A 10,696-nucleotide genomic window follows, 5' to 3' on the forward strand; every position below is an offset into this window, starting at 1 on the left:
CGTTTTCGGATTACGAGCGAATGACGGGGCGGAGCATGTCCCGCATGCGAGAGCCGGGAAAGGGCCGTCATTGCTTCGCTAAGCTGGCAATGACGGCGACTCGCCGGGCTTCTGGTCGCCATTGGCGTTCGCCGTCGCCTCGACATCGAAAGCCGCGGCGAACAACGCTTGCGTATATTTTTCGCGCGGCGCGGCGAAAATTTCGGCCGCCGAACCTTGTTCCACGATCTTGCCGTCGCGCATGACCGCGACCTGCGAGGCCAAAGCCTTCACCACTTTCAGATCGTGGCTGATGAAGAGGAAGGACAGGCCGCGCTTGATCTGGAGGTCGCGCAAGAGATCGACGATCTGGGCCTGGACCGAGCGGTCGAGCGCCGAGGTCGGCTCGTCGAGCACGATGATTTCGGGATCGAGCGCCAAAGCGCGGGCAATGGCGATGCGCTGGCGCTGGCCGCCGGAAAATTCGTGCGGATAGCGGTCCATGGTCGCCGGATCGAGCCCGGTGTCGGCCAGCGCGCGGGCGACCACGGCCCGGCGCTCCGGCGCTGACAGGCCCCTGTCTTGAATCAACAGCCCTTCCTCGACGATTTCCATCACCGAAAGCCGCGGCGACAGCGAGCCATAGGGATCCTGGAAGACGATCTGCAGCTCTTTGCGCAGCGGCCGCATCTCGCGCGCGGACAGCCCGTCGATATTGCGGCCGAGATAGAGGATCGGCCCCTGCGAGCGGATCAGACGCAGCAGCGCGAGACCGAGCGTAGTCTTGCCGGAGCCGGATTCACCCACCAATGCGAGAGTCTGGCCCTTTTTCAGCGCGACCGAAACGCCGTCCACCGCCTTCACATAAGCGGCGGCGCGGCCGAAGAAGCCTTTCTTGATCGGGAACCAGACGCGGAGATTGTCCGTCGCCAGCACTTCGCGCGCGTCCGGGTCGGCGGGCGGCGGCGCGCCCTTGGGCTCGGCGGCGATCAGCATTTTGGTGTAATCGTGTTTCGGCGCGACAAAGATCTGCTCGGTCGCGCCCGTCTCGACCACGCGGCCCTGTTTCATCACCGCCACCTCGTCGGCCATGCGGCGGACGATGCCGAGATCGTGGGTGATGAACAGGATCGCCATGCCATAGCGGGCCTGAAGATCGCGCAGAAGCTTCAAAATCTGCGCCTGAACCGTGACGTCGAGCGCGGTGGTGGGCTCGTCGGCGATCAGCAGGTCGGGCCGGTTGGCGAGCGCCATGGCGATCATGACGCGTTGGCGCTGGCCGCCGGAAAGCTCGTGCGGAAAGGCGTCGAGCCTCTGTTCGGCGTTTTGCAGGCCGACCTCGCGCAACAGCTCCAGCGTCCGGGCGCGGCGTTTTTCGCGCGAGGCCATGCCGTGGATTTCGAGAATTTCGCCGATCTGCCGCTCGATCCGATGTAGGGGATTGAGCGAGGTCATCGGCTCCTGAAACACCATGCCGATCCGCGAGCCGCGCAGATCGCGCAGCACGGATTCCTTGGCGCCAAGCAATTCGCGACCCTGAAATTGAACGGACCCGCCGAGAATTTTCGCGCCCGGCGCCAGCAGGCGCACCACCGACAGAGCGGTGACCGATTTGCCGGAGCCGGATTCGCCGACCAGCCCGAGCGTCTTGCCGCGCTCCAGTCGCAGCGAGGCGTTTTCGACCGCGAGCGATTCGCGCCCAGTCGGGCCGAAGCCGACGCTCAGATTGTCGATTTCGAGCAGCGGCGCATCCGCTCCGTCGGGGGCCATCAAAAGCCCTTCCGCGGATCGAAGGCGTCGCGCAGGGCCTCGCCGGTGAAGACCAGCAGCGACAAAGTCGCCGCGATGACGAAAAAGCCCGACAGGCCGAGCCAGGGCGCCTGCAGATTGCTCTTGCCCTGCAACAGCAGCTCTCCCAGCGACGGCGAGCCGGGCGGCAGGCCGAAGCCAAGAAAGTCGAGCGAGGTCAAGGTGGTGATCGAGGAATTGAGGATGAAGGGCAGGAAAGTCAGCGTCGCCACCATGGCGTTGGGCAGCACGTGTTTGATCATGATTTTGCGGTCGGGCAGGCCCAGCGCCCGAGCCGCGCGCACATAATCGAAATTGCGCGCCCGTAAAAATTCGGCGCGCACGACGTGGACCAGGCTGACCCATGAGAACGCGAGCAGGATGAACAGCAGCACGGAAAAGCTCGGCGTGACGATGGCCGAGAGGATGATGAGCAGATAGAGGCTCGGCAGCGATGACCAGATTTCGATGAAGCGCTGGAACAGCAGGTCGGTCCAGCCGCCGAAATAGCCTTGGATCGCGCCGGCCGCGACGCCGACCACCGAGGAAATGCCGGCGAGCAGCAGGCCGAACAGGACGGAAATGCGGAAGCCATAGATCAGGCGCGCCACCACGTCGCGGCCCTGATCGTCGGTGCCCAGCCAGTTCCATTCGATCTGGCTGCATTTCTGCGCCGGCTCGCCGCTGAAGGTTTTGCCGTGGGCGCATTGCTCGGCGGTCAGCATCCAGGTCGGCGGCGAGGGCGCCGGCGTCGGCAGGGCCAGATTATGGGTGTTGTAGGAATAGCGGATCGGCGGCCACAGCAGCCAGCCATGCGCCTCGATCTCCTTGAAGATGACAGGGTCGCGATAATCCGTCTCGGCGAGGAAGCCGCCGAATTTCTCCTCCGGATAATCGATGAAGGTCGGGAACAGCAGCTCGCCCTTGTAGGAAACGAGAATTGGCTTGTCATTGGCGATGAATTCGGCGCCGAGCGACAGCACGAAGGCGATCACGAAAATCCAGCAGGAGAAAAAGCCGCGCCGGTTGCGCTTGAAGGCCTCGAACCGGCGGCGACTGATGGGAGAGAGCGCCAAAATCAGGTCTCCCGCGTCTCGAAATCGATGCGCGGATCGATCCAGGCATAGGTCAGGTCGGAGAGCAGATTGATGGCGAGGCCCAGCAAGGCGAAAATATAGAGATTGGCGAACACTACCGGATAATCACGGTTGAGCGTCGATTCGAACGACAACAGGCCGAGGCCATCGAGCGAAAAGATCGTCTCGATCAGCAGCGAGCCGGTGAAAAAGGCCGAGATGAAGGCGCCGGGAAAGCCGGAAATCACGATCAGCATAGCGTTGCGGAACACATGGCCATAGAGCACGCGCCGCTCGGTCAGACCCTTCATCCGCGCCGTGACGACATATTGCTTGCGGATTTCGTCGATGAAGGCGTTCTTGGTCAGGAAAGTCGTGGTGGCGAAGGCGCCCAGCGTCAAAGCCGAGACCGGCAGCACGATATGCCAAAGATAATCCTTGGCCTTCTCGAACAGCGACAGGTCGGCGAAATTGTCGGAGGTCAGGCCGCGCAGCGGAAAAATCTGCCAGAACGAGCCGCCGGCGAATAGCACGATCAGCAGGATCGCGAACAGGAAGCTCGGGATGGCGTAGCCGATGATGATGACCGCCGAGGTCCAGATATCGAAGGCTTCGCCCTCGCGCCGCGCCTTGGCGATGCCCAGCGGAATCGAAATGGCGTAGGACAGCAAGGTCATCCACAGGCCGAGCGACATCGAGACCGGCAGCTTTTCCTTGATCAGCGACAGCACCGGGGCGTCGCGGAAATAGGACCGGCCGAAATCGAACATGGCGTAATTGCGGATCATCAGCCAGAAGCGTTCGAGCGGCGGCTTGTCGAAGCCGAACTGCTTTTCAAGCTCGGCGATGAATTTGGGGTCGAGCCCCTGCGCGCCGCGATATTTGCCTGAGAATTCGCTCGCCGCGCCGCCGCGCCCGGCCGCGATCGTGCTGTTGCCGCCGCCGAAACGCGACGTCGCGCCGGAATCCTGACCCTGCATCTGCGCCAGCACGCGTTCTACCGGCCCGCCGGGGGCGAATTGCACGATCAGGAAGGACAAAGCCAATATCCCGAACAGAGTCGGGATCATCAGCAGGATGCGGCGCAGGATGTAAAAGGCCATCAGGCTCTAGCCGGTCAGGTCTTGGCTTTGGTCGCGGCGGCTTTTTCGGCGTCCCACCACCACAGCGATGCGATGCCGATATCGAGCCGCGGCGGCGCCTCGGGCCGGCCGAAGAAATCCCAGGCGGCGATCCGACGATTGGGCGAATACCAGTTCGGAATCCAGTATTGGCCGGCGCGCAAGACGCGATCCAGCACGCGGCAGGTCACGATCAGCTCGGCGCGCGACTGCGCCTTGAGCGCCTTGTCGATCAAAGCGTCGACGGCGGGGTCGTCAATGCCGGGCAGGTTCAGGCCGCCCGGCGTCTTGCCGGATTGCGAGCCGAAATAGGCCAGCAATTCGTCGCCCGGCACGCCGCCGATGATCTTCCGGTCGGTGACCATGTCGAAATCGAAATTGTCGATGCGCTGCTTGTATTGCGCGGAATCGACCACCCGCAGGCGCGGCTCTATGCCGAGCAGCTTCATGTTCTTGAACATGGGCTGCACCACCTTGTCGAAGGCGTTGGAAAATTCCAGCACCTCGAAGGAGAGCGGCGCGCCGTCCGGCAGCAGCAATTGCGAGCCGTCGCGGCGGCAGCCGGCCTCTTTCAGCAGGTTGTTGGCGCGCTGGAGCAAAGCGCGGTCCTGGCCGGAGCCGTCGGACACCGGCGGCGAGAACGGCTCGCCGAACACGGAGGCCGGAACCTTGGAGCGTAACGGCTCCAGAATGGCCAGTTCTTCCGGCGAGGGCAGGCCCTCCGCCTTCATAGGGGTGTTTTCGAAATAGGTCGTCAGACGCTTATAGGCGCCATAGAACAGATTGCGGTTGGACCATTCGAAATCGAGGCAGCAGCCGAGCGCCTCGCGCACGCGCGGGTCCTTGAAGACAGGGCGGCGCAGGTTGAAGAAAAAGCCCTGGAAGCCGGGGCTGCGCTTGTCCGGGATTTCCATCTTGACCACGCGGCCGTCGCGCACGGCGGGGAAATCATAGCCGGTCGCCCATTCGGATGCGGTCGAGCTTTCGTGGAGATTGACGGTTCCGGCCTTGAAGGCCTCGAAGCCGACGGCGCGCTCGCCGAAATAATCGAAGCGGATGCGGTCGAAATTGTTCTGGCCGACATTGACCGGCAGGTCCTTGGCCCAATAATCCGGCACGCGGTCATAGGCGATATAGCGGCCCTGTTCGAAGGCTCCGATCTTGTAGGCGCCGGAGCCGAGCGGCGGCTCCATCCCCGAGCGCGTGAAATCGTGGGTCTTGTAATAAGCCTCCGACAGGATCGGCTGGCCGGCGATATTGAGGATGGAATCGCGGCCAAAACCGTCTTTCAGGGTGATGAGCACGACATCGTCGGCCTCAGCCTTGGCGCTGTCCAGATCGCGCAGCAATTGGCGGATCAGCGGATGGCCCTTTTCGCCCAAGGTGACGAGCGAGAACGCCACGTCTTTCGCGGTCATCGGCGCGCCATCGTGGAACCGCGCCTCGCGCCGCAGGTGGAAGCGATAGCTTTTCTTGTCCGGCGCAATCTCGACGGCCTGTGCGACGAGGCCGTAGATCGTATTGTCCTCGTCGAGGCTGCCGGCCATCAGGCTGTCATTGATGATCGACAGGCCGGTGGCGGGATTGCCCTGCAGGATAAAGCCGTTGAGCGAATCATAGGAGGTCGCCACCGCCTCCATCAGCAATTGGCCGCCCTTGGGCGCGTCTGGCTTCGTATAGGGAAAATGGGCGAAATTCTCCGGCAAGCCGAGGTCGCCGAAGGAGGACAGACCATAGGTCTTATGCCAGCCCGCGCCCTCGGCGGCGCGCGCGGAAAGTCCGAACAAAGGCAAGGCGGCGGCGGAGAGCAGCGCGGCGCGCCGGGTGACGGTCAGTTTAGCCAGGGGATTCAAGGCAGCCTCTGCGAAAGAGGGCGGAGATTCGTTGGCCATTATGTCGTTTTTGCGCCGGGTGGCTAGAGCGCCGCGCCGTTCACGCCTTGTGCGCCTGTTGCAGCAAAGCGAGCCAGGCGCGGGCGGCGTCCGATAGATAGGCGCCGCGCCGCCAGACCAAAGCGAGGCGCCAGTCGGTTTCCGGCTCGTCGAGGGCGATGCCGACTGGTCCGCCCGCCGGACGGCGTTCGTCCAGCATATCCGGCAGGAAGGCCACGCCGAGCCCGGCATTGGCGAGCTCCACGATGAAGTCGATCTGGCTGGAGCGCGCGACGATCTTCGGCTCGAAACCGGACCGGCGGCAGGCGCCGATAATGATGCGGTTGAGCGCGAAACCGCTCTCGAACAGGATGAACGGGCTGTCGCGCAGATCGGTGATCTTCAGCTTCGACCGCGCGGCCAGCGGATGCTGACGGGGCAGGAGCGCCATCATGGGCTCGCGCCGCACCTCGATCCATTCGAAATCCTCGGCGATCGGCATCAGCGAAGCGGCGAAGTCGATATCGCCCATCCGGAGAATTTCCTCCAGTCGGGCGCTGCCATGTTCGATCAGGCGGATCTCGATCTCGGGATAGAGCTGGCGAAACCGGGTGAACAGCGGTGCGAACACCACGCCGCTGCCGAGTTGCGGCAGGCCCAGCCGCAGCACGCCACGTTTGAGGCCGCGGAGGGCGTCCAGCTCCGCCGTCAGATCGTCGCGCTCCGCGAGCAGACGCAGGGCGCGGCGATAGACGATCTCGCCGGCTTCGGTCAGGCGCGGACCGTGGGCGAGCCGGTCGAGCAGCGGAGCCCCGATCTCGTCCTCGATCTGGCGGACCGACTTGCTCACCGCGGATTGCGTGCTGTTGAGCGCCCGCGCGGCGGCCGTGAAGCCGGACTGGCGGACCACTTCGACGAAAGCGCGCAGGTTCCTGAATTCCATCTCATTCCAATAGGGAATGAGATCAATTCGATCAATTCATTTTTGGGATGATGTGACTGGGGCTATACTTACGTCTAATTCGTCCTTTCGCGACTTCGGCAAGGCCAAAACCATGAGCGCGCGTCGTTTCCGCATTTCCTTCCGCCATTTCGTGCATCGCAGCCGGCTGACCCAGATCGGATTGATCTTCGTCCTCTGGCTCGTGGGGACGCAGATCGCGCAGGCGCTTCATCTGCCGCTGCCGGGCGGCATCGTCGGCATGCTGCTGGCCTTGACCCTGCTGCTGACGCGCGGCGTCAGCCTGTTCAGCATCAAGCGCGGCGCGGACTGGTTTCTGGCGGAAATGCTGCTGTTCTTCGTCCCGGCCGTGCTCGGCGTGCTGGACCATCGCGAATTCCTGGGTCTGCTCGGCCTGAAAATCCTCGCCATCATCCTGCTTTCCACCGTCGCGGTCATGGCCGCCACGGCCTTGACCGTCGACCTGATCTTCCGCTGGAGCGAGAAACATGAGCGTCTCGCCGCCTGACTGGTCCGATCCGACGGTCCACATGCTGTTCTGGTCGGCGGCCACGGTCGCCTGTTATCTCTTGGCCAAGCGCCTCTACCGCAAATGGCCGAAATGGTGGCTGACGCCGCTGGCCGCCGCGCCGGCGGCGCTGATCGTCGCCGCTCTGGTCCTGCATGAGGATTACCGCGATTACAGCCACAGCGCCGGCTGGCTGGTGGCGCTGCTCGGCCCCGCCACCGTGGCTTTCGCCGCGCCGATCTACGAGCAGCGCGCCCTGATCCGGCGGCATTGGCCGGTCCTGCTGGCCGGCATGTGCGTCGGCAGCCTCACCGCCATGGCCACGAGTTTCGGGCTCGCCTCAATTCTCGGCCTGTCCGGCGCGCTGCGGCTCAGCCTGACCCCGCGCTCGATGAGCACGCCTTTCGCCATGCAGGTCTCCGGCGAGATCGGCGGCGTTCCCGACCTCACCGCCATTTTCGTGGTGATGACCGGCGTGTTCGGCGCGGTGATCGGCGAATTGCTGCTGGCGCGCCTGCCTTTGCGCAGCGCGCTCGCGCGCGGCGCCTTGTTCGGCATGGGCGCTCATGGCGCGGGCACCGCCAAGGCCCATCAGATCGGACGCGCCGAGGGCGCCGTCTCCGGGCTCGTCATGGTGCTGGTCGGCCTGCTCAACGTGCTGGCGGCGCCGCTGATCGCGCACATTCTGCGCTGATTTAGGCCCTATTCCCCAAGCGCCTTGAGCAATTCAGCGTGAAAGCGCTCCGGCTCCTCCATCTGCGGCGCGTGGCCGAGACCGGGGAATTCAATCAGCCGGGCGTTTGGAATCAGGGCTGCGACCTCCTTGCCGAGCACGTCGTAATGGCCGAGGCGCTTCTTCACCTCGGGCGGAGCGATATCGGCGCCGATGGCGGTATTGTCGGCCGTGCCGATCATCAGAACGGTCGGGACCTTCAGGTCGCGGAATTCGTAAAAAACCGGCTGGGTGAAGATCATGTCGTAGATCAGGGCGGAATTCCACGCCACGATCTCGTGGCCCGGCCCGCGATTGAGCCCTGCCAGCATGTCCACCCATTTCTCGTAATCCGGCTTCCAGCGGCCGACGTAATAGGTCGCCCGCTCATAGGCCCGGATGCTGTCCGCCGAGAGTTTCAGCTCGCGCTGATACCATTGATCGACCGTGCGATAGGGAACGCCCTTGGCCTTCCAGTCCTCCAGCCCGATCGGATTGACCAGGACAAGTCGGGACACGGCGTCCGGATACATCAGCGCATACCGCGTCGCAAGCATGCCGCCGGTGGAATGGGCGATCAGGGCCGGCTTGTCGATGCCGAGCTTTGCCAGCAGCGCATGGGTGTTCTCGGCCAGTTGCTGGAAGGAATATTGGTAATGGTCCGGCTTGGTCGAGGCGCAGAAGCCGATCTGGTCCGGCGCGATGACGCGATAGCCGGCCTGCGACAAGGCGGCGATGGTCTGCTCCCAGCTCGCGGCGCAGAAATTCTTGCCGTGCAGCAGCACCGCCGCGCGCCCATTCGTCGGGCCGGCGGGCGGAACGTCCAGATAGGCCATCGACAAGGCGCGGCCCTGCGATTCGAAGGCGAAACGTTGCACGGGATAGGGATAGGCGAAGCCTTCGAGCTGCGGGCCATAAGTCGGCGGCTCGGCCAAAGCCGGCGTCGCCAGCGCGAGAACGAGGAAAGCGGCGGTCAAGCGTTTCATGGCGAGCCCTCAAAGCGTTTTCAAGCGAAGTGGCCCCCGGTTCGCGTAAAGAAAACCCGGCAAAACAAAAACCTAGATCGTTTCATTGTTTCCACGAAACAATGAAACGATCTAGGGCAGTCGAGGGTCAGACCCGCGCCTTCAAAGCCTTTTGCGTCGGTTTCGGCTTGCCCTCCTCATGCGGCCGGGTCAGGCCAAGGCGCCAGAGCATGAACAGGGCGCCGAGCGAGGCGGACAGGCACAGCATCGTCGCATAGAATGTGCCGTTGTCGTCTTCCGCGAACAGCAGCGACTTGGTGTTCATCCCGAAATAGCCGGTCACGAAGGTCGCGGGCAGCAGCAAGGCGGTGATGACGGTCAACGTATAGAGCCGGTCGTTGGTTTCCGTGGTCAGGATGGCGTTGATCTCATCATGCAGCGTGCGCGCGCGGTCCTGGAGGTTGGCGACGTCGCGCGCCAGAGCTTCCGCCCTCTGCCCGAGGCTGGTCGTCACTTCGTGCAGATGGGCGTCGTCCTGGCCGGCCGCGGCTTCTTCGAGGCGCGCCAGAGTCGATTGCAGGCCGTTGACCTGCCGCGCGAGCCGCACCGTGCTGCGCCGCGCCTGGCCGAGCGGGGCGCGCTGGTCGCGGCCGCGCCCCTCGATCACCACATTGTCTTCGATGCCATCGAGCGTCGTCGCCATGTTCCGGGTCAGGTCGGCCGAACATTTGCAGAGATGGGTCACCATCAGTTCGAACAGGGCGATGGGGCTCGTCGCCGTGGCGCCGTCCTCCAGCGCGCGGCGGGTCGCCTGCGCCGAATAGATCGGAATGCGGCGGGCCGTGACGAGGAAGCCCCGCCCGAGCGCGAAGCGCAGGAAGTCGCCGTCCTCCTTGGGCCCGTCGATGGCGTGCTGGTGATCGGCGATGGCGCCGAAGACGAGATCGCCCCAATGTTCCACGAAAGGGTGATGAATGTCGCCGCCGAGGGCGTCGCGCGCTTCGGCGGTGAGCGGCTCGATGCGACGCAGGACATCCATGACGCGGCGGTCGATGCAGTCGAGATGCATCCAGACATAGCCCTCGCCGGGGGCGTTGATCCGGTCGATATCGGACGCCGCGCCCGATTCCGGCCGGCCTTCGGCGTCGAACCTGATGATCCAGTTGCATCCGGGGACGTCGCGAACGAGCGCGGCGTTGAGACGATCGAGGGGCATGGGCGGGACCCGCAAGGAAATGGCGCTGAAAAAACACCGCGCTGGAACCGCTGTTAAAAGACGGTTTGGCGACGATAATTTGACAGCGGGCCTCCGCTCAACAAAAAGCCGGGGGCAGAGCCCCCGGCTGGAATGGGTTCGGACCGATGCGATCGCTTATTTCGCGGCCGGCAGCGGAACCGGGCTATCCGAAAGCGTGCGCAGGTAGGCGATGATGTCGGCGCGCTTGCCGGCGTCCGGCTCGCCGGCGAAGCCCATTTTCGTGCCGGCGACGAAGCTCTTCGGGCTGGTGAGGAAGGTGTTGAGGTCCTCGAAGCTCCAATTGCCGCCCTTGCCCTTCATGGCGTCCGAATAGGAGAAGCCCTCGGCAGCGCCCTTCGGGCGACCGATCACGCCCCACAGATCCGGGCCGACCTTGGCGGCGGCGCCCTTTTCGAAGCTGTGGCAGGTGGCGCAGACCTTGAAGAGCGCCTTGCCCTTGTCGGCGTCGGCCTTGGCG

10 protein-coding genes are annotated in these 10,696 nt (G+C 64.1%); 2 read left to right on the forward strand and 8 right to left on the reverse strand.

What is annotated here, in order from left to right:
• Positions 1-78: 78 nt before the first annotated feature.
• From ACE3S9_RS00680 to ACE3S9_RS00700, 5 genes are all read right to left on the reverse strand, one after another.
• Positions 79-1,749, reverse strand: coding sequence for an ABC transporter ATP-binding protein (locus ACE3S9_RS00680; RefSeq protein ID WP_374544498.1), 1,671 nt, complete (start codon positions 1,747-1,749; stop codon positions 79-81).
• Positions 1,749-2,888 carry an ABC transporter permease gene (locus ACE3S9_RS00685; protein WP_374544509.1) on the reverse strand — a complete coding sequence of 380 codons (1,140 nt, stop codon included), beginning with the start codon at positions 2,886-2,888 and terminating at the stop codon, positions 1,749-1,751. The genes ACE3S9_RS00680 and ACE3S9_RS00685 overlap by 1 nt, the downstream gene beginning before the upstream one ends.
• A complete protein-coding gene (locus ACE3S9_RS00690; protein ID WP_374544499.1) occupies positions 2,846-3,946 on the reverse strand; it encodes a microcin C ABC transporter permease YejB in 1,101 nt (366 codons plus the stop codon). The genes ACE3S9_RS00685 and ACE3S9_RS00690 overlap by 43 nt, the downstream gene beginning before the upstream one ends.
• Before the next feature lie 14 nt (positions 3,947-3,960).
• A complete protein-coding gene (locus ACE3S9_RS00695; RefSeq protein ID WP_374544500.1) occupies positions 3,961-5,817 on the reverse strand; it encodes an extracellular solute-binding protein in 1,857 nt (618 codons plus the stop codon).
• A 79-nt stretch (positions 5,818-5,896) separates the two neighbouring features.
• Positions 5,897-6,778, reverse strand: coding sequence for a LysR substrate-binding domain-containing protein (locus ACE3S9_RS00700; RefSeq protein WP_374544501.1), 882 nt, complete (start codon positions 6,776-6,778; stop codon positions 5,897-5,899).
• Between the two features lie 112 nt (positions 6,779-6,890).
• Between ACE3S9_RS00700 and ACE3S9_RS00705 the strand changes: the two genes are divergently transcribed.
• Together ACE3S9_RS00705 and ACE3S9_RS00710 are read left to right on the forward strand one after the other, a co-directional pair.
• Positions 6,891-7,304 carry a CidA/LrgA family protein gene (locus ACE3S9_RS00705; protein WP_374544502.1) on the forward strand — a complete coding sequence of 138 codons (414 nt, stop codon included), beginning with the start codon at positions 6,891-6,893 and terminating at the stop codon, positions 7,302-7,304.
• Positions 7,285-7,998, forward strand: a complete 714-nt coding sequence (locus ACE3S9_RS00710; RefSeq protein ID WP_374544503.1) for an LrgB family protein — start codon at positions 7,285-7,287, stop codon at positions 7,996-7,998. Before ACE3S9_RS00705 ends, ACE3S9_RS00710 begins: the two co-directional genes overlap by 20 nt.
• A gap of 8 nt (positions 7,999-8,006) precedes the next feature.
• On the opposite strand, the gene ACE3S9_RS00715 is transcribed toward ACE3S9_RS00710, so the two are convergent.
• The 3 genes from ACE3S9_RS00715 to ACE3S9_RS00725 all read right to left on the reverse strand — a co-directional run.
• A complete protein-coding gene (locus ACE3S9_RS00715; RefSeq protein ID WP_374544504.1) occupies positions 8,007-9,002 on the reverse strand; it encodes an alpha/beta fold hydrolase in 996 nt (331 codons plus the stop codon).
• A gap of 127 nt (positions 9,003-9,129) precedes the next feature.
• Complete coding sequence (locus ACE3S9_RS00720; protein WP_374544505.1) at positions 9,130-10,197, reverse strand: CorA family divalent cation transporter; 1,068 nt, start codon at positions 10,195-10,197, stop codon at positions 9,130-9,132.
• A 156-nt stretch (positions 10,198-10,353) separates the two neighbouring features.
• The coding region (locus ACE3S9_RS00725; protein WP_374544506.1) for a cytochrome c family protein at positions 10,354-10,696 on the reverse strand (343 nt) is incomplete at its 5' end.

The sequence above is a fragment of the Rhodoblastus sp. genome, assembly GCF_041915505.1.
GTDB lineage: Bacteria > Pseudomonadota > Alphaproteobacteria > Rhizobiales > Beijerinckiaceae > Rhodoblastus.